This window comes from Luteococcus sediminum, from assembly GCF_054783495.1.
Genome location: NZ_BAAGQL010000001.1, coordinates 36,848 through 58,590 on the forward strand (window position 1 = coordinate 36,848; position 21,743 = coordinate 58,590).

Annotated in this window: 16 protein-coding genes, 1 tRNA gene and 1 pseudogene; 12 read left to right on the forward strand and 6 right to left on the reverse strand. The window is 68.3% G+C overall.

What is annotated here, in order from left to right; translation table 11 throughout:
* Positions 1-45: 45 nt before the first annotated feature.
* From ligA to ACYVKA_RS00160, 3 genes are read left to right on the forward strand one after another with little or no spacing between them, the layout of a single operon-like run.
* Positions 46-2,181 carry an NAD-dependent DNA ligase LigA gene (gene ligA / locus ACYVKA_RS00150; RefSeq protein WP_460702314.1) on the forward strand — a complete coding sequence of 712 codons (2,136 nt, stop codon included), beginning with the start codon at positions 46-48 and terminating at the stop codon, positions 2,179-2,181.
* Complete coding sequence (locus ACYVKA_RS00155; protein WP_460701976.1) at positions 2,181-2,828, forward strand: hypothetical protein; 648 nt, start codon at positions 2,181-2,183, stop codon at positions 2,826-2,828. Before ligA ends, ACYVKA_RS00155 begins: the two co-directional genes overlap by 1 nt.
* Positions 2,785-3,054, forward strand: coding sequence for a hypothetical protein (locus ACYVKA_RS00160; protein ID WP_460701978.1), 270 nt, complete (start codon positions 2,785-2,787; stop codon positions 3,052-3,054). Before ACYVKA_RS00155 ends, ACYVKA_RS00160 begins: the two co-directional genes overlap by 44 nt.
* 10 nt (positions 3,055-3,064) lie before the next feature.
* Here ACYVKA_RS00160 and ACYVKA_RS00165 read toward each other — a convergent pair whose 3' ends face one another.
* Positions 3,065-4,330, reverse strand: coding sequence for a GNAT family N-acetyltransferase (locus tag ACYVKA_RS00165; protein WP_460701980.1), 1,266 nt, complete (start codon positions 4,328-4,330; stop codon positions 3,065-3,067).
* Between the two features lie 85 nt (positions 4,331-4,415).
* Here ACYVKA_RS00165 and ACYVKA_RS00170 point away from each other — a divergent pair, with 85 nt between their 5' ends.
* Positions 4,416-4,871 carry a ribose-5-phosphate isomerase gene (locus tag ACYVKA_RS00170; RefSeq protein WP_394276008.1) on the forward strand — a complete coding sequence of 152 codons (456 nt, stop codon included), beginning with the start codon at positions 4,416-4,418 and terminating at the stop codon, positions 4,869-4,871.
* 59 nt (positions 4,872-4,930) lie between these two features.
* Here the strand turns inward: ACYVKA_RS00170 and ACYVKA_RS00175 are convergent, their stop codons facing one another.
* Positions 4,931-5,128, reverse strand: coding sequence for a hypothetical protein (locus ACYVKA_RS00175; protein ID WP_460701982.1), 198 nt, complete (start codon positions 5,126-5,128; stop codon positions 4,931-4,933).
* A 56-nt stretch (positions 5,129-5,184) separates the two neighbouring features.
* Here ACYVKA_RS00175 and ACYVKA_RS00180 point away from each other — a divergent pair, with 56 nt between their 5' ends.
* The 6 genes and pseudogenes from ACYVKA_RS00180 (at position 5,185) to yidD (ending at position 12,847) form a co-directional block, all read left to right on the forward strand.
* Positions 5,185-6,000 carry an Fpg/Nei family DNA glycosylase gene (locus ACYVKA_RS00180; protein ID WP_460701983.1) on the forward strand — a complete coding sequence of 272 codons (816 nt, stop codon included), beginning with the start codon at positions 5,185-5,187 and terminating at the stop codon, positions 5,998-6,000.
* Positions 5,982-7,451 (forward strand): hypothetical protein, encoded by a 1,470-nt coding sequence (locus ACYVKA_RS00185; RefSeq protein ID WP_460701985.1) that lies wholly within the window; start codon positions 5,982-5,984, stop codon positions 7,449-7,451. The genes ACYVKA_RS00180 and ACYVKA_RS00185 overlap by 19 nt, the downstream gene beginning before the upstream one ends.
* Before the next feature lie 135 nt (positions 7,452-7,586).
* Positions 7,587-10,803, forward strand: a pseudogene (gene lysX / locus ACYVKA_RS00190) (bifunctional lysylphosphatidylglycerol synthetase/lysine--tRNA ligase LysX).
* On the forward strand, positions 10,796-11,677 hold the full coding sequence (locus tag ACYVKA_RS00195) for an alpha/beta fold hydrolase (RefSeq protein WP_460701987.1): 882 nt from the start codon (positions 10,796-10,798) through the stop codon (positions 11,675-11,677). The pseudogene lysX and the gene ACYVKA_RS00195 overlap by 8 nt, the downstream one beginning before the upstream one ends.
* 101 nt (positions 11,678-11,778) lie before the next feature.
* Positions 11,779-12,501, forward strand: coding sequence for a type 1 glutamine amidotransferase domain-containing protein (locus ACYVKA_RS00200; protein WP_460701989.1), 723 nt, complete (start codon positions 11,779-11,781; stop codon positions 12,499-12,501).
* A 61-nt stretch (positions 12,502-12,562) separates the two neighbouring features.
* Positions 12,563-12,847, forward strand: a complete 285-nt coding sequence (gene yidD / locus ACYVKA_RS00205; RefSeq protein ID WP_460701991.1) for a membrane protein insertion efficiency factor YidD — start codon at positions 12,563-12,565, stop codon at positions 12,845-12,847.
* 4 nt (positions 12,848-12,851) lie between these two features.
* Here the strand turns inward: yidD and ACYVKA_RS00210 are convergent, their stop codons facing one another.
* Complete coding sequence (locus ACYVKA_RS00210; protein ID WP_460701993.1) at positions 12,852-13,418, reverse strand: hypothetical protein; 567 nt, start codon at positions 13,416-13,418, stop codon at positions 12,852-12,854.
* A 276-nt stretch (positions 13,419-13,694) separates the two neighbouring features.
* Between ACYVKA_RS00210 and ACYVKA_RS00215 the strand changes: the two genes are divergently transcribed.
* Positions 13,695-13,767: transfer RNA gene (locus tag ACYVKA_RS00215), tRNA-Pro, on the forward strand.
* A gap of 380 nt (positions 13,768-14,147) precedes the next feature.
* The gene (locus ACYVKA_RS00220; protein ID WP_460701995.1) at positions 14,148-15,149 is read left to right on the forward strand and encodes a tyrosine-type recombinase/integrase; all 1,002 of its coding nucleotides are present in this window, start codon (positions 14,148-14,150) and stop codon (positions 15,147-15,149) included.
* Between the two features lie 213 nt (positions 15,150-15,362).
* Here the strand turns inward: ACYVKA_RS00220 and ACYVKA_RS00225 are convergent, their stop codons facing one another.
* The 3 genes from ACYVKA_RS00225 to ACYVKA_RS00235 all read right to left on the reverse strand — a co-directional run bounded on the left by ACYVKA_RS00225 (position 15,363) and on the right by ACYVKA_RS00235 (position 21,737).
* Entirely contained in the window at positions 15,363-16,829 is a 1,467-nt protein-coding gene (locus ACYVKA_RS00225) for a hypothetical protein (protein ID WP_460701997.1), read from the reverse strand.
* 5 nt (positions 16,830-16,834) lie between these two features.
* The gene (locus tag ACYVKA_RS00230; RefSeq protein ID WP_460701999.1) at positions 16,835-19,915 is read right to left on the reverse strand and encodes a type III restriction-modification system endonuclease; all 3,081 of its coding nucleotides are present in this window, start codon (positions 19,913-19,915) and stop codon (positions 16,835-16,837) included.
* Between the two features lie 82 nt (positions 19,916-19,997).
* The gene (locus ACYVKA_RS00235) at positions 19,998-21,737 is read right to left on the reverse strand and encodes an RNA-binding domain-containing protein (RefSeq protein ID WP_460702001.1); all 1,740 of its coding nucleotides are present in this window, start codon (positions 21,735-21,737) and stop codon (positions 19,998-20,000) included.
* Positions 21,738-21,743 lie beyond the last annotated feature (6 nt).

The window sequence follows — 21,743 nt, forward strand, 5'->3', positions numbered from 1 at the left end:
ACCGAGCGCAACGAGCCCATCGACAGCACCCCCACGGACCGGGCCCTGGCCGAGCAGGTCGACCTCGCCGCCGCCGAGGTGGCGGCCGCCCCCGAGGCGGGCACCGACGAGCGTCACCGCTGGCACGACCTGGCAGGGCGGATCACCGACGCGCAGGAGGCCTACTACGGCGCCGACGCCCCCACCCTCAGCGATGCCGAGTACGACGGCCTGATGCGTGAGCTGCAACAGCTGGAGGACGAGCACCCGGAGCTGCGCACCCCCGACTCGCCCACGCAGAAGGTGGGCGCTGCGCAGCGGATGACCGACTTCGCCCCCGTCACCCACGCCGAGCGCCTGCTCAGCCTCGACAATGTCTTCAGCCCCGAGGAGCTCCAGGACTGGCTGGCCCGCACCACCGCCTCGCTGGGTGGCGAAGGCGTCGGTGGATTCCTGTGCGAGCTCAAGATCGACGGGCTCGCGATCAACCTCACCTATGAGCACGGACGCCTGGTGCGGGCCGCCACCCGCGGCGACGGCCGGGTGGGCGAGGACGTCACGGGCAATGTGCGCACCATCCGGTCCATCCCGCAACAGCTGGCCGGCGACGACCTGCCCGAGCTGGTCGAGGTGCGCGGCGAGATCTTCTTCCCCATCGAGGCCTTCGCCGACCTCAACGCCTCGCTGGTGGAGTCGGGCAAGCCCCCCTTCGCCAATCCGCGCAATGCCGCGGCGGGGTCGCTGCGCCAGAAGGACCCCTCGGTGACGGCCACCCGGCCGCTCGACATGCTCGTCCACGGCATCGGCGCCCACACCGGCTTCGACCCGGTGCGCCAGTCCGAGGCCTATGACCAGCTCAAGGCCTGGGGGCTTCCCACCTCGCCCTACTACCGGGTGCTGCAGACCCCCGAGGAGGTGCTCGACTTCGTCGCCCACCACGGCGAGCACCGCCACGACGTGAGCCACGAGATCGACGGCACCGTCATCAAGGTGGACCGGGTGGCCGGCCAGCGGCGCCTGGGCTCCACCTCGCGGGCCCCGCGCTGGGCGATCGCGTACAAGTACCCGCCCGAAGAGGTCAACACCAAGCTGCTCGACATCGCCGTCAACGTCGGGCGCACCGGGCGGGTGACGCCCTTCGGCGTCATGCAGCCGGTGAAGGTGGCCGGGTCGACGGTCTCGATGGCCACCCTGCACAACGGCTTCGACGTCAAGCGCAAGGGCGTCCTGATCGGCGACACCGTCGTGCTGCGCAAGGCCGGCGACGTCATCCCCGAGATCCTCGGCCCGGTGGTCGAGCTGCGCGACGGCACCGAGCGGGAGTTCGTGATGCCCACCCACTGCCCCTCCTGCGGCACCGAGCTGCGTCCCGAGAAGGAGGGAGACAAGGACATCCGCTGCCCCAACTCGCGCAGCTGCCCCTCCCAGCTGCGCGAGCGGCTGTTCAGCCTGGCCTCGCGCTCGGGCCTCGACATCGAGGCGCTGGGCTTCCAGGGGGCCGATGCCCTGCTCGCCTCGGGCGTGCTGGCCGACGAGTCGACGCTCTTCGACCTGACCCAGGACGACCTGCGCCGCGTCGCCTTCTACACCCGCGCCGCCAACTCGAAAGACGACCCCGAGACCGTCGTCGACGGGCGGGTGCTCTCGGCCAATGGGCTCAAGCTGCTGGACAACCTGGGCAAGGCCAAGGAGCAGCCGCTGTGGCGGGTGCTGGTGGCGCTGTCGATCAGGCACGTCGGACCCACCGCGGCCCGTGCCCTGGCCACCCGCTTCGAGTCGCTGGAGGCGATCAGCACCGCCAGCGTCGAGGAGCTGGCCGACACCGAGGGCGTCGGCCGGGTGATCGCCGAGGCCGTGGTGGAGTGGTTCGGCGTCGACTGGCACCGCCAGATCGTCGAGCGCTGGCGCGGGGCCGGGGTCCGGATGGCCGACGAGCGCGACGAGTCCGTCGAGCGCACCCTGGAGGGGCTGACGATCGTCGTGACCGGCGGGCTGGAGGGATTCACCCGCGACAGCGTCAAGGAGGCCATCATCAGCCGCGGCGGCAAGGCTTCGGGCAGCGTGAGCAAGAAGACCGACTACGTGGTGGTGGGGGAGAATGCCGGGTCCAAGGCCGTCAAGGCCGAGGAGCTCGGGCGTCCGATCCTCGACGAGGCCGCCTTCGTCCAGCTTCTGCAGGGCGGACCGGAGGCACTGGACTGATGGACCGCGAGGCCCGCGACCCGTCGACGCGCGAGCACGAGTTCGCCGACCGGCTCAGTGCCGCGATCGCGACCCGAGGGCTGAGCCTGGAGCGCATCCGACAGCACCTGGCGGCCCGTGGCGCCCAGGTCTCGACGGCCGCCCTCAGCTACTGGTCCACCGGCCGCTCGCGACCGACCCGTGGCAAGTCACTCACGGTCCTGGCCGCCCTGGAGGAGGTGCTGCACCTGCCCCAGGGGCACCTGGCCGAGGTGCTGTCGCGGGGCAATACCCATCCGCCCGGCTCGTCACTGGGCAGGGTCGAGGCGATGCGCGAGGCGCTGGAGCGCCACGGCATCGTGCGCAACACTGGCTGGGCACATCTGCTGGTGCACCAGCGATTCCACATCGGTGCGGACGGTGCCCAGAAGGGCTTCGAGCAGCGGCAGCTGGTGCGAGCCACCGTCAGCGGGGCCCAGACCTGGGCGATGGCGATGTCGGGCGAGCCCGGCGACATCGTCTGCGAGGAGGGCGACGGCTGCACGTTGGCACGCCAGTTCGACCTGGGCGACGGTCTCGAGGTCTTCGAGTTCAGCCTCGCGCGCCCCCCTGGAGGTGGGCGAGATGGCCATGGCCTCCTACCGGCTCGCCTTCCACAACAACGGTGACACCCAGTCCACTGTCGGGCTGGGGCTGACCCGCCCGCTGGAGCGGCTGGTGCTGGAGGCCTGCTTCGACGGGGAACTGCCCACCAGCCTGACGCGCACCTTCACCGAACCGGGTGGGGGCACAGCCATGCCCATCGACAAGCCCATCTACCAGCACGGATGCACCGCCCAGGTCGCCATTGCGCACCCGGCTCCGGGCCTGCACTCCATCGCCTGGCAGTGGTGAGGGTGCCGGCTCAGAAGAGCACCACGTTGCGGGCGGGCTCGTCGACTGCGAACAGGTGGGCCAGCGTGCGGGCCGCACCAGGGGTGGCGGTGATGCGCTGTGCCGCCACCAGGGCGGCCACCCGTCCGGCGCCGAAGTAGAGCTCGCCCAGCACGTCGATGCCCATCCGGGCCTCGGCGCGCTCGTCCTCGGCGGAGTCCGAGAGCTGCTCCACCTGGGCGTGGCCGTCGCGGATGGTGACCCGCCAGGTGCCGGGGGTGATGTCGAGCGGGTCGTCGACGGCCAGCACGATGCTGCCGTCGTGGTCCCAGCCGCGGGCCTGCAGCATCGTCGCCACGTCGAGGATGCGCAGCCAGATCTGGTCCGACTCGCCCGCGGTGGTCACCAGCCGGTGGTCCACCAGCGCCTCGCGCAGGGCGCTGGCCGGCGAGAACTGCCGCACGACCGCCTTGGTCACCAGGTCGATGTCGTTCAGGTACTGCCACAGCGCCAGCTCGGCGTCGCCGTCGGCCACCATCCACTGCACGGTGAGCTTGTCCGACTCGTCGCCGAGGGTGAACACGACCGCACCGACGGGACGGGTGCCGTCCAGCGCGATGGCGGCGCGCAGGCTGGTGGCCTCGGCCTGCTTCTCCCAGTCGTACTCGCCGCTCCAGCCGACGCGGTGGTGGGCCATCGGTTCGTGGGCGCCGCGGTGGCGGGCGAGGAAATCCTCCAGCAGGTCGGCCACCAGGCCGCTGGCCGTGGAGGGGTCGGCCGCCTCGACGGTGGCGCGCGGCTCGTGGCGCAGCTGGAAGCGGCCATCGAGGGCCACCTCGACCGACTGGCGGCGAAGCGCCACCCCGAAGCCGAAGCGGCCGTAGATGCCGGCCTCGCTGGCGGTCAGGCTGGCGACGGGGCGTCCGTCGGCGCGGGTCTGGGTGAGTTCGTCGGCCATCATCCGGCGCAGCAGGCCCTTGCGGCGGTCGGTGGTGCGCACCGTGACGTCAGTGATGTAGCGCGCGGTGACCAGCTGTCCGCCGACATTGATGCGGTGGTCGAGGCTGCCGAGTGTGGCCACCGGCAGCGATCCCATGCCGAGTTCGTCCAGGGGCTGGTCGCGGTGCACCGATCGCCACCGCTGCCCGTCGGCGCTGGCCGCCGCCCACCATCTGCGGGTCGTCTCGTCGCTGCCGCGGCCCTCGTTGAAGCCGAGCCTGACGGCGGCCAGCCAGTCCCGGGCCTGGTCGTCGAGTTCTCCACCGGCGGTGCGTTCGCTGAAACGGTAGGCGTCCATGACCTCGACGCTACCCACAGGCCGTGGGGCAGGCCAGCACATTTCGGCGGCCACGGCCCGTCGCGGAGTCTGGAAGACTGGCGCCATGCGCGTACACATTGCCACCGACCACGCCGCCTTCGAGCTCAAGGAGTACCTGCGCGAGCAGCTCACCTCCGCCGGCCATGAGGTCGTCGACCACGGCGCCACCTCCTATGACGCCGAGGACGACTACCCCGACACCTGCATCCCCTGTGCGGAGGCGGTTGTCGCCGATCCCGAGAGCCTGGGCATCGTGCTGGGCGGATCGGGCAATGGGGAACAGCTGGCCGCCAACCGGGTCAAGGGATGCCGCGCGATCCTGGCCTACAGCACCGAGATCGCCAGCCTGGGCCGCGAGCACAACAATGCCAATGTCATCTCGCTGGGCGGGCGCTTCGTCACCAACGAGCAGGCGCTGGAGATCGTCACCACCTTCCTGTCGACGCCCTTCACCGACACCGGCCGCCACGCGCGCCGGGTGCAGAAGATGAGCGACTACGAGGACGCCCACCGCGCCTGATACGGCGCCTCCGCTGCGGCCGGGGGCGGGGTGTCAGCGTCGACGTCCCGTCCCCCTGGTCAACGCCTGCGTCCCGTCGCCCGGGCCACCAGCTGCTCGGCCACGGTGCGTGCGGCCGCCTTCTGCGACTCGTCCGGGCGGCTCACCTCGCGGGCCCGCAGAGCCCGGTCCTGGTCGACCAGGCCGGTGCTCCCGTCGCGGCCGAACTCCCGCTGGTGGCCACCCCTGCCGCGCTCCGCGCCACGATCATTGCCCATGGCCACAGCCTAGACTGGGCTGCCCGCCATTCCCGTCCCTGCAGGAGGTCCCACCGATGCCCGAAGGGCACGTCATCCACCGCCTGGCCCGCGCCCTCGACGCCCAGTTCGGTGGCGAGACGGTGCAGGTCAGCTCGCCGCAGGGACGTTTCGCCGACTCGGCGGCCCTCGTCGACGGCTACACGCTGGTCACGGCCCAGGCCTGGGGCAAGCACCTGTTCGTCGACTTCGACGCACCCGTCGCCGAGCACCTGCTGCACATTCACCTGGGGCTGATCGGCAAGCTGGGCCTGGCGCCGCTGGCAGCACCGGTCGGCGTGGTGCGGCTGAGGATCAGTGACGGCGAGGTGGCCGCAGACCTGCGCGGACCGCAGATGTGCCGGCTGGTGACCGAGGCCGACCGGGAGCAGGTCGTCGCCAGGCTGGGGCCCGACCCGATCCGGGAGGACGCCGACCCCGAACGTGCCTGGCAGCGCATCCACCGCTCCGCCAAGCCGATCGCCTCGCTGCTGATGGACCAGCAGGTCAGTGCCGGCGTCGGCAACATCTACCGCGCCGAGGTGCTCTTCCGGCAGCGCATCAAGCCCAGCTGCCCCGGCAACACGCTGCGCCGCGCCAGCTTCGACGCGATCTGGCAGGACCTGGTGGTGCTGATGCGCGACGGCGTCGAGGTGGGGCGCATTGACACCGTCACCCCGGAGCACTCGCCCGAGGCCATCGGACGGACCGCGCGCGAGGACGCCCACGGCGGCGAGGTCTACGTCTACCGGCGCGCCGACCTTCCCTGCCTGGTCTGCGGACACCGGGTGCGCAGCGCCCTGCTGGAGGGCCGCAACCTCTACTGGTGTGGAACATGCCAGCGCAGGCACTGACCCGCTGGCAGGGCCTGGACGTGGCCGTCGAGGAGGACGGCAGCCTCCAGGTGGCCCTGGCCGAGACTGGGGAGGTGGTGCTCGACGACGTGGCTGTGGGCTTCGACGGCGGCTGGCAGCGGGCCCGCACCGAGGTGCTGGTCGACGAGGTGGAGCAGCACTGGTTGCTGGAGCACGAGGGCGCCGTGCAGGCCCGCGCCGTGGTGCGCCACGTCTTCGACGACGCCTGGCGCGTGCGCGTGCAGCTGCAGAACCTCACCGACGTCGAGATCGCCGTGCCTCCGTGCCGCCTCGACATGAGCGCCGCCTGGCCGATGCGCCGCTGGCTGGCCGGGGCCGAGGGCCAGATCAGCATCGACGCTGGCCGCGAGGACGGCCAGCTGCTCACCTTCACCCAGCTGCGCGGCCGCTCCCGGTTGAGCGAGGGCCACAGCTGGCTCACCGACCTGCCGGTGCGCCTGGGGCCGGCTGGCACGCCGAGTGCCGGCTACCAGGTGGGCTGGCGCGGCGACTGGCTGCGCGACCAGCGGGTGCAGGCCGCGGCGCTCCCGTCGTGGTGGCCCGCTCGCACGGTGCTGGCCGATGCCCAGGAGAGCGTCCGGCTCGACCTGCCCGATGCCGCGATCGAGGCCGCCGGGGTCTCGCTGCTGGAGGACGAACAGGGAACCCACCTGGTGGCCCGTCCCGGCATCCATCTGGTGCAGGTCCATGCCGGGCGCGGCACCACCGATGTGGAACTGGCCTGGGCCGACGACCTGGTCGCCGACCACCTGGCACCTTCTGTGGAGTCCTTGGTCGGTACCGATCCCCGCGTCCTCGAGCCGCACCAGGCGGTGCTGCTCACCCGCGCGGTGCAGCACGGTCTCGACGTCGACCCCGAGCACCTGGCGCAGGCCGTCGAGACGCTGGCGACCCGGCCCGGGACGGTGCACCCGCTCGCGCTGGCGGCAGCCGCCGACCTGGCGATGACCAGCCCCGATGCCGTGGATCACCTGCCCGAGATGGCGTCGAGGATGGCGCTGCAGCCCGGGGCACTGACCGTCGCCCTGCACGCCATGACCGCGAGCCGTCTGGCCGGGGGGCCCGCGACGCTGCCGCTGCCCAGTGGGGTGCCCCTGCCCGTGGCAGGGCTGGACGAGACCGTCGCCCGGGCCGTCGTGGAGGCCGAGGTCGCCTGCTTCCGGGCCGGGACGGACAGTCCCGCTGGGCCGATGCCGCGCCCGGTGGAGCGGGTGATGGCGCTGCTCGGTGCGGGCCTTCCGGGCCACACCGTCGGCCCGCAGGCACGGGCCCTGTTGCTGGCCGTCGCCTCCCGGCTCCCGGAGCTGTGGGAGGCGCCACACTGGCCGGTGACCGTGCCGGAGCTGCGCGAGCTGGCGCGCCGCCGGCTGCTGGCCGAGCGCTGCGACGACGTCTCGCTGGCGTGGTTGCTGCTGTCCCTGGAGTCCTGAGCGTCCGCCGTGGCCGTCTGCCGCTGACTGGCGAGCCCCCGCGCGCCATGATGGGGGCATGCCTGTCCTGCGTCGACCACACGGCCGCCCCCCCGCATCCCGGTCCTGGTCTCGCGCCTGTTCTACGTCGCCAGCCTGCTGACCCTGCTGGGGATCCTCTTCCCGGGGACGCGGTGGGTGATGGCCATGGTCCACCTGTTCAGCATCGTCGTCTTCCCCATCGAGGACGGAGGGCTTGGCCTGGCGATGGGCCTGGGCCTGGTCGCGGTCTCGCTGATGCGGCACAAGCGGATCGGCTGGTGGGGCACCGTGGTCTGGCTCGGGCTGGTCTGGATGCTGGCCGTGGCGATCTGCGTCACGGTGGCGATGGCCCACCACAACGGCCAGGACGTCACCCGCGGCATGTATGCCGAGCTGCTGAGCTATGCCATCACGCTCGCGACGACCACCGTGCTGCTGGCCCTGCTGGTGCGCCACCGCCACGACTTCCGGGCCCGCCTGCGCCCCGGCAATGTCGGCGCATCCGTCGTCGTCGCGCTGGTCGGGACCGGCGCCTCGCTGGCGATCGGCTATCTGCTGGGGCTGGTGACCGGACACGAAGGACGCCCGCGTTCGAGACTGGTCGCGATCATCCGTCGTCTGCTGGGCGACCAGGGCGCAACAGCGCTGGTCCCGCACTGGGTGCAGCTGCTGGTCGGCCTGCTGGTGGCCCTGAGCCTGCTGGCCGCGGTCGCGGTGCTGCTGCGCAGCCAGAAGGCGCAGGCCGTGCCGAGTCTGGAGGCCGAGCTGGAGGTGCGCGCCCTCCTCGCCGATGACCCGCACGACTCGCTCGGCTATTTCGCCACCCGGCGCGACAAGATGTTGGTCTTCAGCCCAGACCGTCGCGCCGTGATCGCCTACCGGGTGCAGCTCGGCACCTGCCTGGCCGCCGGCGACCCCTTGGGCGTGCGCGAGTCCTGGCCCGCCGCCGTCGACGAGTACCTCGAGACCTGCCACACCTTCGGGTGGACCCCCGGGGTGGTCGGCGCCTCCGAGGAGGGGGCGGCCGTCTACGAACAGGCCGGGTTGCGGGCGCTACGGGTCGGCGACGAGGCCATCCTCGACCCGCGGTCCTTCGACCTGACGGCCCGGGAGCTGCGTCCGGTGCGGGCCAGCGTCAGCCGCCTGCGCAATGCCGGCTGGACCAGCCGGGTCAGGCACCACGACAAGATCGGCGATGACGAGCTGGGCCGGCTCATCGGGCTCGCCGACCGCTGGCGGACCGGCGACGACCGCGGCTTCTCGATGGCCCTGAACCGTCTGGGCGATCCGCTCGATGGCCGCTGCGTGATGGTCGAGGCGCTGGCCCCCGATCCCGAGACGGGCCAGGAGCGCGTCATGGGGCTGCTCTCCTTCGTGCCGTGGGGCTTGCACGGTCTCTCCCTCGACGTGATGCGACGCTCGCCGCAGGCCGAGAACGGCGTCACCGAGTTCATGGTGGCCGCGCTGATGGCCGCGGGGCGGGAGCGCGGCTGGCGACGGGTGTCGATGAACTTCGCCGTCTTCCGCAGCGCGCTGGAGGAGGGCGAGCGGGTCGGGGCGACGGCCCTGCGTCGGGCCCAGCGGCGGGTGCTGCTGGTCTTCAGCCGCTGGTTCCAGATCGAACAGCTCTACCGCTCCAACCAGAAGTACCTGCCGCGCTGGCAGCCGCGCTTCCTGGTCTACGAGGACCCGGCCGACATCGGTCAGGTGGGCGCGGCGATGGCGCTGGCGGAGGGTTTCGTCGACCTGCCCGGCCTGTCCGGTTCGCTGGGGGAGCGCCCCCAGCCCCTGGCCGACGCGTCCGATCCCCGGGTGATCGCCTGGCTGGAGCGACCGCTGGCCGTGCTGCCCGCCCCGCGGCTGCCGGAGCAGGTGCGACGCCGGATGGCGACCAGGGAACGGATGCTGGAACAGGGCCTTGAGCCCTATCCGGTGCACACCGGGGTCGACGCGCCGTGCAGCATCGTCGACCAGGTCGACCACACCGGTCAGGTGGCCACGATCGCCGGCCGGGTCATGACGACCGGTGACCACGGAGGAGTCATCTTCTGTCGCATCGAGGACCTCAGCGCCCGGGTGCAGGTGCTGCTGGACCGGGAACGGCTCGGGGCCGAATCGCTGCGCAGCTTCAGGTCCCTGGTGGGTCTCGGCGACCTGGTGGCCTTCACCGGCCACGTCGGCCAGTCCCGCACCGGCACGCCCTCGCTGGTGATGCACTCCTGGCGGATCATCACCAAGAGCCTGCGCCCGCTGCCCGACAAGCGGGCCGGGATCAGCGACCCGGAGGCCATGGTGCGGCAGCGCGCGCTGTACCTGGCCACCAGCGCCGAGGCTCGCGGGCGTCTGGTGGCGCGCAGCCGCACCATCCAGGCGGTGCGCTCCACCCTGCTCGACGAGCACTTCCTGGAAGTGGAGACGCCGATCCTGCAGACCATCCATGGCGGCGCCAATGCGCGTCCCTTCCAGACCCACATCAATGCCTATGACCTGGACCTCTACCTGCGCATCGCCCCCGAGCTCTACCTGAAGCGGCTGATGGTCGGCGGCATGGAACGGGTCTTCGAGATCGGGCGCAACTTCCGCAACGAGGGCGCCGACGCGACGCACAATCCCGAGTTCACCGTCGTCGAGGCCTACCAGGCCCACGGTGACTACCGCACCATGCGGCGGCTCACCGAGCAGATGGTGCGACGCGCCGCGCTGGAGGCCACCGGCAGCACCGTGGTGCGGGCCGCGGGCCCGACGGCAGCGTGTGCGAGGTGGACCTGGCCGAGCCCTTCCGCTGGGTGGGGGTGCACGAGGCGATCAGCGAGGGGCTGGGGGAAAAGGTCGGTCCCGACAGCTCCCGCGAGGAACTGGCCCGCCACCCGGGCGGCTCGGCATCGAGGTGGGCCGACGGCACACCCGCTCCGGCATCGTCGAGGAGCTCTACGCCGAGCTGTGCGAGTCGCGCACCGTCGAGCCCACCTTCTACTGCGACTTCCCGGCCGACCTGTCGCCGCTGACCAGGCCCCACCGTGACGACCCCCGCCTGGCCGAGAGGTGGGACCTGGTGGTCTTCGGCTCCGAGCTGGGCACCGCCTATTCCGAACTGGTCGACCCGGTGATCCAGCGGCAGCGGCTGACCGAGCAGTCACTGCGCGCGGCGCAGGGCGACCCGGAGGCGATGGAGGTGGACGAGGACTTCCTGGCCGCCCTGGAGCACGGCATGCCGCCCACCGGTGGCCTGGGCATCGGGCTCGACCGGCTCGTCATGTTGTTGACCGGCGGTTCGATCCGCGGGGCCATCGCCTTCCCGCTGGTGCGCCCGGGCGGTGGTCGTCGTGGTTGACCCCACCCAGCACGTGGACCGCTTCGCCGGCCGCGAGATGCACTGGCAACTGCACGAGGGCACCGGCCCGACGGTCGTCCTGGTCAACGGCGCCGGCATGTCGATGGAGCACTGGGACCGGGTGGTGGAGCTGCTGCCGGGGCGGCGCGTGCTGTGCTTCGACCGTCCGGGCATGGGTGGAACCGGCTTTCCGGGGCGCCTGCCCAGCCTTGACGAGGAGGTGGCGAGCCTGGCCGCCCTGGTGCGCGAGACCGGTTCGGCGCAGGGTGGTGGCGTGGTGCTGGTGGCGCACTCGATGGGCTCCTTCCACGCCGAGGCCCTGGCGCGGCGGCACCCCGAACTCGTGGGCGGGATCGTGATGGTCGACGGATCGGTCGAGGAGCTGGATGCCCGCCCCGGCTGGCGTCTCGGGCAGGTGGCGACCGGTCTGGTGACCTCACTGGGCTCACTGCCAGTCAACCGGCTGATGGGGCAGGCGCTGCGGCTGGGGGTGTGGCGCCAGACTCATCGACCGCTGGCCCACGTCTCCACACCGCGCTTGTCCGACGTCTACCGGGACCGCGACTCGCTGGCCATGGGCACTGCCGAGTTCTTCGCCTACTACCAGCAGGCCTGGGACCTGCAGCTGCTGCGCCGGACGCATCCGTTGCCGCGGGTTCCGATGGTGGTGCTCACCGCCGCCGACAGTACCGAGCGTGCCTGGTCCAAACGCCAGGCGCGGTGGGCGAGGCTGCTGCGGGCCCGCCAGTACCCGGTGGAGGACTCCCGTCACCTCATGATGATTGACCGTCCCGAGGTGGTGGTGCAGGCCGTGCTCTCGCTCGACGGACGGGCCGAGGTGCCGGGCCAGGAGCCCTGTTCGCCAGGGGCGTGACCACATCACCCCTTGTGGTGCGGTTCTGCGGCGCCATACCGGGCAAAGTTGGATGGACCGGCGACCCACGGGTCCGCCCCCGCACCAGCCAAAGGAGCCCCATGAGCGACAGCACCAGGCGCACTGCCCTCCCCGCCCGCATCCTTGCGGTCGTCACCAGCACCGGCGAGTACGAGCGCGTCGGTTACCGCACCGGCCTGTGGCTGGGTGAGCTCACCCACTTCCACGACGTCGTCACAGAGGCCGGCCACCAGGTCGACATCGTCAGCATCACCGGCGGCGACGTCCCGCTCGACCCGGAGAGCCTCAGCGCCCCGATGCTGCTGATGGGCGGCACCAAGAAGCGCTACCAGGACCGCGCCTTCATGGACCTGCTGCGCGGCACGAAGTCGGTGGCCGACGTCGACGTGGAGGACTACGACGCGATCTACCTGACCGGTGGGCACGGCACCATGTTCGACTTCACCGATGCCCGGCTGGCCGAACTCGTCGGCGCCTTCGCGGCGCAGGGCAAGATCGTCTCCTCGGTCTGCCACGGCGCCGTCGGCCTGCTGGAGGCCACCGTCGACGGCCAGCCCCTGGTGAAGGGACGCGAGCTGACCGGCTTCTCCTGGAACGAGGAGAAGGTGGCAGGACGCCAGGATGCCGTCCCCTTCAACCTGCAGGAGCGCCTCACGGAGCTCGGCGCCGACTACACCAAGGCGCTGGCGCCGATGGTCGAGAAGGTCGTCGTCGACGAGAAGCTGGTCACCGGCCAGAACCCGACCAGCGCGAAGGGCGTGGCCAAGGCCGTGCTGGAGCTGCTGGAGAAGAAGCAGACCTGACGTCCGGGCCCAATGCCCGATTCCATGTTCTGAACCATTGTTCTCAACAAAGGAGACACCCATGAACCTCATCGACACCGCCGTCCTGCGACTGGTCGACGGCTACCGCGCCGGCATCTCGCCCCGCAAGGGCTGGAAGTGCGCCGCCGGTGCTGCCGGACTCGGCAGCACCTGCTCCACCGTCATCCGCAACAGCATCGCCGACCAGGGCGTCGCCCGCTCCGTCGCGCCCACAGCCCGCCAGTTCGCGCAGTGCGCTGGCGCCGCGCACCGCCTGGGTCGCTCGCAGGCGCGCGTCGAGGGCGTCTGCTGCTGCGGACCGATCCCGATCCCCTTCCGCTTCTGAGTTCTCACATCCAGGAATTCCGATGTGGTGCGTGGAAGCCGATCTCCTCGGCCCACGCTTCGGAGATCTCCTCCGCCTGGTCCGGGTTGGGTGACTCCTGCAGTCTGCGGTGGGCGGCATGGGCGGTGACGATCCGACGGCCCAGGCGCCGCCTGTTGCACTCGGCCAACAGCTCGTCGAAACCGGGCCCGTGGGGAAGGCAGACCGCCACCGCATGGGCACAGGTGACCAGTTGGTCGTCGCTGAGGCCCGCGATGCCCGTGTGGACGATTTCGTTTACGGGTGGCAGCGGGTCATCCTGCGCGATGGTGGAGCGCCAGTCGTAGCCCGGTTCCGCCGAGACGATGGCCAAGGTGGGCAGCACCCGATCGGACGGTATCTTGCGTTGCCCGGGCGGGAGCAGCTTGCGCGCCCGGGTCTCGATGGACTTCACGGTCTTGTCGAAGACATTGCCGATCTGGGTGAGGCTTGCGCCTTCCTGGGCCATGGCGATGATGACGTCGTGATCGTCGTCGATGAAGCCATTGCGGGGACGTTGGGCAATCGGTGTGGGCAAGGGTGGGATGGTCATGGATCCAGCGTCGGCGCCCCGTGGCCGCAGCTCAAGGGCTGGGTGTTGTCCGCTTGTTGTCCGGACCTGTCGAAGGGACAGTGCGCCGCCACCAGGGCTCGCAGACCATCAGCAACGGTCCTTGGCCGGCATCAGCGGTCCCGAGCCTCCTGCATCAACGGTCCCTGAGCCTCGGCATCAACGGTCCCTGAGCCTGTTGAAGGGACAGTCCGCCGCAAGATCGTCTAGACTCGTGGAGTTCGCATCCCTGAGGCTCCACTCGGGGGTGCGGCGTTCCGGGGCGTAGCGTAGTGGCTAGCGCGCCTGCTTTGGGAGCAGGAGACCGCAGGTTCGAGTCCTGTCGCCCCGACAGTTTCACGAAGATCGATGACAAGGCGTTTTCCCTAGGTTGACTAGGGGGAACGCCTTGAACTTTGTTCGGGGCGAGGTGGGCACGAAGGGGCAGAAGTGGCCTTGTGTGGGCATTCGTAAGACACGCAAGAGACACGAAATGAGGCTGCCATGGCCAGGACGACCACAGCGACGCGGCGGGGGAACGCAGGCGAGGACACTCGAGGGAACGCGACCCGGGCGAGGGGGAACGCGAGGACACAGCGAGGGAACGCAGGGGGAACGCAGCGTCGAGCGCCGCGGCGCGACTTCGGCCGGCTGACGAAGCTGCCGTCGGGCAAGTTCCGGGCGCGCTACTTGGGCCCGGACGGGCATTTGTACAACGCGCCGCGGACCTTCGTGGCGCGGATCGACGCCGAGGGCTGGTTGGCGCAGGTGGAGCGGACGATCAGCCGAGGGGAGTGGGAGCCGCCCGCAAAGGTGGAGACTTCGGTGGCGGAGCTCGTGTTGGAGTTCGAGGCCGTGGCCAGGACGGAGATCGAGCGACGGGACCTGACGCCGAAGACCCGCGAGCTGTACACCGGGATCCTGAACCGGCTGTTGGTGCCGACCTTCGGGCAGATGAAGGTGGACGAGATCACGCCGCGGCAGGTGCGGGCCTGGTTCGATTCGTTGGATGCGGACAAGCCGACGCAGCGGCAGCACGCGTACGCGTTGCTGAAGTCGATCATGGCGGCCTGCGTAGCCGAGGAACTGATCTCGTCGAACCCTTGCCGGTTGCGGTCTGCCGGCAAGCGCAAGACGACGCGGCTGATGCAACCGGCCACCGTTGAGCAGCTAGGACTGGTCGCTGATGGGTTGCCGCTGCGCTCGGCGCTGCCGGTGCTGATCGCCGGGTGGTGCGGTCTGCGCTCGGGGGAGGTGCGCGCGCTGCGAGTGCGCGACGTCGACGTGGACGAGGGCTGGATCTTCGTACGCCAGGGGGTCACCCGCGTGAAGGGACGGGTGATCATCGGCCCGCCGAAGACCCCGGCCGCGGTGCGGAACGTGGCGGTGCCGCCGCACCTCTTGCCATTGATGCGGGAGTGGCTGTGGCAGGGGGACGTCGGTGACCCAACGGGCTTCTTCTTTCCCGGGCGGGGGAGCGGGCCGATGAGCGAGAAGGCGCTTCGGTGTGCGTTCGAGAAGGCGCGGGCCGTGATGGGCCGTGATGATCTGACCTTCCACGATCTGCGGCACACGGCCGCGACCCTGGCGGCGCAGAACGGGGCGACGACGGCCGAGCTGATGGCGCGAATGGGCCACACGACGGCCCAGATGGCGATGCGGTACCAGCACGCGAGTGCTGAGAGGGATCAGCAGTTGGCGAGGAGGTTAGCGGTGCTGGCGACGGCGAATTGATGTCTGTCCGTGGGCTCAGACTTCGGTCTGGCCTATCCATGATTCGTCGTGTTGCTGCCCGCTTGCTTAGTGAATCACCACGCCCAAGGCTGTAGTGGTTCGTGGGCCGCGCAGCCTGCAATCTCATTCACGGGGTAGTCAGTCGCGCGGCATCTTTTGTCGAGGCAGGTGGCGCTGCTTTGCTCGCTACCGATGCACTCGATGGGAGTAGCCTCAGGCCTTGGATCCCGAGGGCTTGTTGCTTGCGCGTGCGTCAATGACAACGATGGACTTCTCGTGGCTGAGATTGAGTTCCCTCAGAACAGTATCAACCTTCGCAACGTCGGCGTCCGTGAAGCAGACGATCATCTTGACCGAGGTGCGAGTGCCGTTGGCCCTCTCGTAGACTGCTACCTGGTTCTGGAGGTTTCGCTTCAGGTGACTGTTGCTGGCGAGCTTGATCTCGATGAGCGATTTGTCGATGCCCCCTTTGCTCACCTTGAAGTCCACTGGCCCGCGGCCGTTGTTTACCTCGCGGTTCACGTCGAACTCGCTCCCGAAGAAGATCAGGCCGAAGAAGAGCTGGACTTCCTTCTCCGTGGCGAGGGGGCGTTCGTGGCCGGGCCGGTTGAGAAGTCGGTGACCATCCTGGTTCTCGATGTACTGCTTGAAGCCGATCGCCCGAGCGAGCGCCTCGTCGTAGCTGTTGACCGGCGTCTGGTACAGCGTGGTGTTGGTACGGATGTCCTCGACGACCTGTTGCACCATCCGCACGAGAACCTCGAAGACCTCCTGCCGCCTCTTGGCACTGAGTCCGACTGCCTGCTCCCCGGTGTTCTCCTTCTGGCGGATGTAGTAGTCGATGACTTCCGGGAACTGGAGGATCGCCGCCGCCGCCAGGTCCGAGTACTCCTTCTTCGTGGGGTTGTCGCTCAACTTCTTGAAGAGGTAGTTGTTGACCTGCGCACGGAGCTGGTCATCCTCGATCGCGTCGGGGATGCTGCTGAACTCGCGCACCAGGTCAGAGCGACTGATCCAAGTGTCGTCCTTGGTGAGCATGTCGGCTGGGGTGAGCAGGACGTAGTCGTCGCGGAGTGCGGGCAGGTCGTACTGGCGCGGTTCCCAGGTCTCCGTCTCGTAGTTGAAGACCGCGCGAGCGACCGAGAACGCGCCGCGCTGGTCGGACGACAGATGCGCCTGGGCGAACGCCTGCGTGTACTCCAGCAGATAACCCTTGATGAGGTTCGTCGTGAAGTCGCTGATGTTGTCACGTCCGACGCCTTCTTTGATGAGCGCAAGCTTCTCCAGGTGAGCACCCTTGGTGATCGACTCCGACCCGAACCCCTTCAGTATCGAGCCGAGAGAGTTGTGGAGCGCGCGGGCAAAGCCCTTGCCGAGCCCGCTACCCGAGTTGCCGAGCACCGTGAATCCGAGCCAGTTCTGCTTCACCTCCTGGAACATGTACCAGGACTTGATGAGCCCAGGATCGAGGTCGGGGGTCGCCCGGTCGCGAAGGAAGACCAGGTAGCGGATCATTCCTTCGTGAAGATCGCGATACGCCGGCTTCTGGCTGTTGAAGAGGAGAAAGGGGTCGATGAAGAGTGGTAGGTCTGAAGCGAGGCTGATATCGAAGGCGCCGTAGTCCTCCAGAACTTTCGGCGATACTCCGAAATACTGGGAGAAGTAGAGCTCGATCGTCATCGTGGCTACCCGCCAGAAACGAGCTGCATCAGCTCGGTGTAGTCGGTCACCACGTCGTAGGTGACGTCGTTGCCGTTCTTCTCGCTGAGGGAGGCGAAGAACTTGCGGGCGCACTCGATCTTCGCGTCCTCGACGCCCTTCAGTTGCAGTGTGGACAGCGAGCCCTTGGTTTCGGCGACGAAGTAGACGTGCTTGACGCTGCCCTCGGTGAACGCGATGGCCCAGTCCGGGTTGTAGTCGCCGACTGGTGTGGGGATGAAGAACCCGCGTGGGAGCTTCGCGTAGACGGCGACCTCGTGGCTGGTGTCGAGTTCGGTGACGAACTCGCGTTCGATCTTGGAGTCGGTGACCACGTAGTCGTAGACGTGCTTCTTGAGCTTCGACCCGGCCTTGGAGAAGTCCTGAGCGGTCTGGTTCTCGGTGAAGATCGCGGAGTCGAACCGGTCTTCGAGCGCATCGTAGGCAAGGTGCTCGACGATGACGGTGGCCTTCTGCTCGTTGATGAGTCGCGCCGCTTCGGTGATGAACTGCTCGGGGTTGAGACGGAACTTGGCAAAGGTCCCAGGTGTGACGCCGCGGAGGATCGCAGCGACCGTGCGACGGGTGAGCTGGGTCTTCTCGGTGATCTCGCCTAGCAGGTCGTACTTCACCTGCGAGCCGGCACTCACGGTCTCGGTGTGCGTCTGCGTGGTCTGCACTGCGAAGCCGGAGCCGCTGGTCAGGTCGTCAGCCTCCAGCTGTTCCCGCTGCTTGCCCGCTTGCACGACGTACTGCAGTGCGGCGACATTGAGGTGCTTGTCGAGGTGCGCGATCGCTTTACGGATCAGCTCTGCGGAATCGAACTCGACCTGGTAGACGGCCCGGTGGTTGATCCGGCCCCACAGCGCCTGGAACTCCTTGCGCGCGAAGTTGGCTTCGTTCAGGGGTATCTTCTTCGGCTTGCGGTCATCGGTTGGCACCGGCAGATCAAGGTAGAGGATGTCGATCAGAGGCCACACGAAGTCGATGACGGGCTTGAGCACCTCAGAGGTCGGCGCGGCGAGCGTCCCATCTTCCTTGGCCTGCTTGTAAGCATCGGAGATCGTGTCGTCGTCGTTCACGTAGTCGTTCTTGACCAGGTACTTGTAGAGCGCCTGGGCAACGGCTTCCTCGATGACCGACTCGCCGGAGGGCGTCTGGATGGTCTTGCCGACGAAGAACTTGACGCTCGCTTTCCGGGGTCGCGCGGCCAGTGACTCGGAGATTTCGCGTTGGAGGCCGGTCACGAAGTCCGTGTAGGACTCGTCGGTGACGACGGTCAGCTCGTTGATGTCGTGCACGGTGACGGGGTTGTCCATCCGTTCTCCGTGCTGGTCGACGGACAGCCGCAGGCCCCGTCCGATCTCTTGGCGGCGGGAGACGGTGTTGTCGCTCTTCTTGAGCATCCCCATGACGAACACGTTGGGGTTGTCCCAGCCCTCGCGCAGCGCCGAGTGGGAGAAAATGAATCGCACGGGTTCGGCGAACGAGAGCAGTCGTTCCTTGTCTTTCAGGATCAGGTCGTAGGCGTCGATGTCGGTGGATTGACCCTTGTCGTCGCCGCGGCCGGAGACCTTGCCGTCGATCTGGTGCTTGGTCTTCTTGTCGATGGAGAAGTAGCCCTCGTGCACCTGCCGCGCGTCGTCGCGGCGCAAGTAGGTCTGGTACTCCTCGGTCGCCGCGTCGATGGCGAGTTCGCCGAGCACCTCGTCACGGATCGCGGCGTACTCCTCCTCGAACATCCGCGCATAGTCGCCCAGCGTGTCCTCGCGGCCGTAGTCGCGGTACTTGGCGACCTCGTCGATGAAGAACAGCGAGAGCACCTTCACGCCCTGGCTGAACAGCTCCCTCTCCTTGTCCAGATGGGCGCGAACGACCTCGCGAATCTGGATGCGCCGCTTGGTCTCCTCGGTGACGTCCCGGTCGGCGAGCTGGCCAGCCACGACCACATCGCCGTTGCTCAGCTCGATCACGTCCCGGTTCGCGTCAATCTCAGTGATGAACAGTCCCCTGTACGCCTCGATCCCGTTCGAGACATCGTGAAGGTTCGTCCCCACGTCGAGACGCTTGACCTGCCGCCGGATGCCCGTTGCCGTCTGCACCTCGATCTCAACCCTCGCGCGCGGCTTGGCGCCCTTCGCGATCTCGATGGCATCGAGATACAGGTAGGCGGTCGATCCAGCCAGACCCTTCACGGTGATGCCCCGCACGGCGATCTTCTTCACGAGCTTCTGGTTGTAGGCATCCAGCGCGTCGAGCCGGTGCACCTTGGTGTGATCGACCTTGTGCGTGGCCGAGTAGCGCAGCAACATCAGTGCGTTGAACCGCGACAGCGCTTCCAGCGACTTGGGGGCGCCGATCTTCTGCGGCTCGTCGATGATCACGATTGGGCGGTTGGCGCTGATGACATCGATCGGGCGGCGGGACTGGAAGTCATCCAGTTCGTCGTAGATGCGGCGGTTGTCCTTGCCGGTAGCGTTGAACGCCTGGATGTTGATGATCATCACCTGCACCCCGGCATCGGAGCTGAACCGCTCGAGCTCGTGCAGCTGGGACGAGTTGTAGATGAACGAACGGGGCTTCGTGCCGTACAGCTGCTGGAAGTGCTCGGCGGTCACGTCGAACGACTTCTTCACGCCCTCGCGGATCGCGACCGACGGCACGACGATGATGTACTTCGACCAGCCGTACCGCTTGTGCAGCTCCATGATCGTCTTGATGTAGACGTAGGTCTTGCCCGTGCCGGTCTCCATCTCCACATCAAGGTTCGGGGCACCCGGCGCGGCGGCGCTGGAGGCGAGCTTCGCCGACAGCGGGAGGTTCCGCGAGCGCTGCACCGCGTGCACGTTCTCCAGCAGTTGTGCTCCTGACAGGACGATCTCGGCGTTGCGCAAGCCCGCGTCCGGGCGCTCCTCGGCCTCGAACAGTGCCGGGGCGGTCACGGGGCTGACCTTGCCGGGGTCGATCCGGTAGGAGATGCCGTCATGCTTCGGTTGCCCGGCGAAGGTCTCGACGACAGCATCGACGGCATCGGTCTGGTACTGCTGGACCTTGAACTGGAGCTTCATCGAGTGTCTTTCTTTCTGCAACCGTCGCTGTTCGTCGTCGCTGCTAGAAGGGTGCGGGCGGTGTGGATGCCTGTGTTCATGCTTATCCTGGCCCTCTCGCGTCGTCGCTGTCGCCGTCATCCTTCTTGCCAGCGGGCTCAGACGGCAGGCTTCCGTCGTCTGCGTAAGAAAGCTCCCAGCGTGGCTTCGTGCGGGTGCCTCGGTTGACGATGACACCGTGGCGCCGCAGCTTGGTCAGGAGGTTCGTGATCTTGGTTGCCTTCTGCTGTTCGGTGAGCGCTTCGCTGAGCGCTGGCCGGAGCAGCGCCTCCACGTCGCCGCGGTCTGCGTGGCCCTGAGCGCGGAGGAAGTCGGTGAGGAGCGCCGCGTAGTGCGCGTCGGCCTGGGGCCGGGTGCGGATGTAGTCAGCCATCGACCCGGTCGCCGCTGCAACGCGAGGAGTGATCCGGCGGTGGGGTCTACGGCCCTCGATCAAGCCGACTCTCCGTAGATGGCGGGCGGCCTTCTCGCTGATGTCGAGTCCCTTCTGCACCCGATCCAGCGCAAGCACGTCTTCGAGGGGAAGATCGGTTCGGACCATGAGCAGCTGGGAGTAGGACTCGTCGATCACCGCGCCCGGGATGGTGAGCTTCACCTCGCCAGCGGTGCTGAGGTCGTAGTCGGGCAGCGGCAGGAAGCGACGGACCTGGTCTTGCACCATGCGGTGGATTCCGTAGCCCATCTGGTCGATGAGGTTTAGCTCCGTCATCGTCTCCACGAGGAACGGGTTGCGATACTGCCGTGGGGTGCGCTCGTCCAGGGCGTAGTCATCGGGTGCGCCGTCGAAGAACTCGCCCACGCTTTCGAACACGATGCGGTCGGCATGCTCGGTGACGATGATCCGAGAGTTTCGCGTGTAGTCCTGGTGCGCGATGCAGTTGTAGAGCGCTTCGAGCAGGCTGCGTTCGTCGTACTTGCTGATCTCTCGATAGATCAACTCATCTGGCGGAAGGAGCCGGAGCTGCACGTTGCGGATGCGATTCGCGAGCGCCGTGGTGTTCAGCAGGAACGGCAGTCTGAAGTGCTCGTTCGCCCGCTGCTCGCCAACGAGCTTCCAGGTCATCTGGGCAGGGTGCGGAGTCAACAGGTGCGTTGAGGTGTCGGCACCGAGCAGAACGAGCGCGGCTCGCGTGATCTGACCACCGCGGGTCAACCTCGCCTTGGCCAAGAACGTCGCGTCATCCCATGAGTCGATGTCAGCGGCAGGGATACGAGAGGCGTAGCGCTCGGCGAACCCCTGACGTGCGCGTGCGATCGCCGCTGGATCGAGGTGAGCGAGCGTGGCGTCAGGAACCACGACCGCCGACCAGTCAGCGCCGATGGTCTGCCGCCGAATCTCGTCCAACTTGTCGAGCGAGAGCGGCACCAGGCTCTCACCGGCACGGGCGCGGTAGTCACCCTTCCACGAGATCGGGATGCCGCGAGGCGCAGCCGGCACCTCCAGAAGCACCACGCGCTTGCCCGAGTGCATGACCTCGTAGACCTCACGGACAGTCAGCCCTTGGTCGATCGACTGATGGATGTGGTGCTTCAACGTCTGGCGCTGCTGCACCTCGATGAGATGCGTCGTTCCGACAACCTGCCGAGCGTTCGAGACCCCGAAGACAAGCCACCCCGACGCGAGTCCACGCAGGTTCGCCTCGTTGCTCAGCGCCGAGACGTACTCACCTGTCTTGTCCGCAGAGAACTGCCGCGCAGCCTCCTTGAACTCGACAACCTCGTTCTCCCAACCGGCCGACAGCCGGTCGAGGAGCTCGGTGAGTTCGTCGTTCGTAAGGGTCATGTCGTT

Bases quoted from the DNA above. Each gene is read 5' to 3' on its own strand.
- ACYVKA_RS00200 (WP_460701989.1), top strand. From the start codon at position 11,779: ATGAGCGACAGCACCAGGCGCACTGCCCTCCCCGCCCGCATCCTTGCG.
- ACYVKA_RS00225 (WP_460701997.1), bottom strand. From the start codon at position 16,829: ATGACGATCGAGCTCTACTTCTCCCAGTATTTCGGAGTATCGCCGAAA.
- ACYVKA_RS00175 (WP_460701982.1), bottom strand. From the start codon at position 5,128: ATGGGCAATGATCGTGGCGCGGAGCGCGGCAGGGGTGGCCACCAGCGG.
- ACYVKA_RS00180 (WP_460701983.1), top strand. From the start codon at position 5,185: ATGCCCGAAGGGCACGTCATCCACCGCCTGGCCCGCGCCCTCGACGCC.
- ACYVKA_RS00210 (WP_460701993.1), bottom strand. From the start codon at position 13,418: ATGACCATCCCACCCTTGCCCACACCGATTGCCCAACGTCCCCGCAAT.
- ACYVKA_RS00155 (WP_460701976.1), top strand. From the start codon at position 2,181: ATGGACCGCGAGGCCCGCGACCCGTCGACGCGCGAGCACGAGTTCGCC.
- ACYVKA_RS00160 (WP_460701978.1), top strand. From the start codon at position 2,785: ATGGCCATGGCCTCCTACCGGCTCGCCTTCCACAACAACGGTGACACC.
- ACYVKA_RS00165 (WP_460701980.1), bottom strand. From the start codon at position 4,330: ATGGACGCCTACCGTTTCAGCGAACGCACCGCCGGTGGAGAACTCGAC.
- ACYVKA_RS00185 (WP_460701985.1), top strand. From the start codon at position 5,982: ATGCCAGCGCAGGCACTGACCCGCTGGCAGGGCCTGGACGTGGCCGTC.
- ACYVKA_RS00170 (WP_394276008.1), top strand. From the start codon at position 4,416: ATGCGCGTACACATTGCCACCGACCACGCCGCCTTCGAGCTCAAGGAG.
- yidD (WP_460701991.1), top strand. From the start codon at position 12,563: ATGAACCTCATCGACACCGCCGTCCTGCGACTGGTCGACGGCTACCGC.
- ACYVKA_RS00235 (WP_460702001.1), bottom strand. From the start codon at position 21,737: ATGACCCTTACGAACGACGAACTCACCGAGCTCCTCGACCGGCTGTCG.
- ACYVKA_RS00230 (WP_460701999.1), bottom strand. From the start codon at position 19,915: ATGAAGCTCCAGTTCAAGGTCCAGCAGTACCAGACCGATGCCGTCGAT.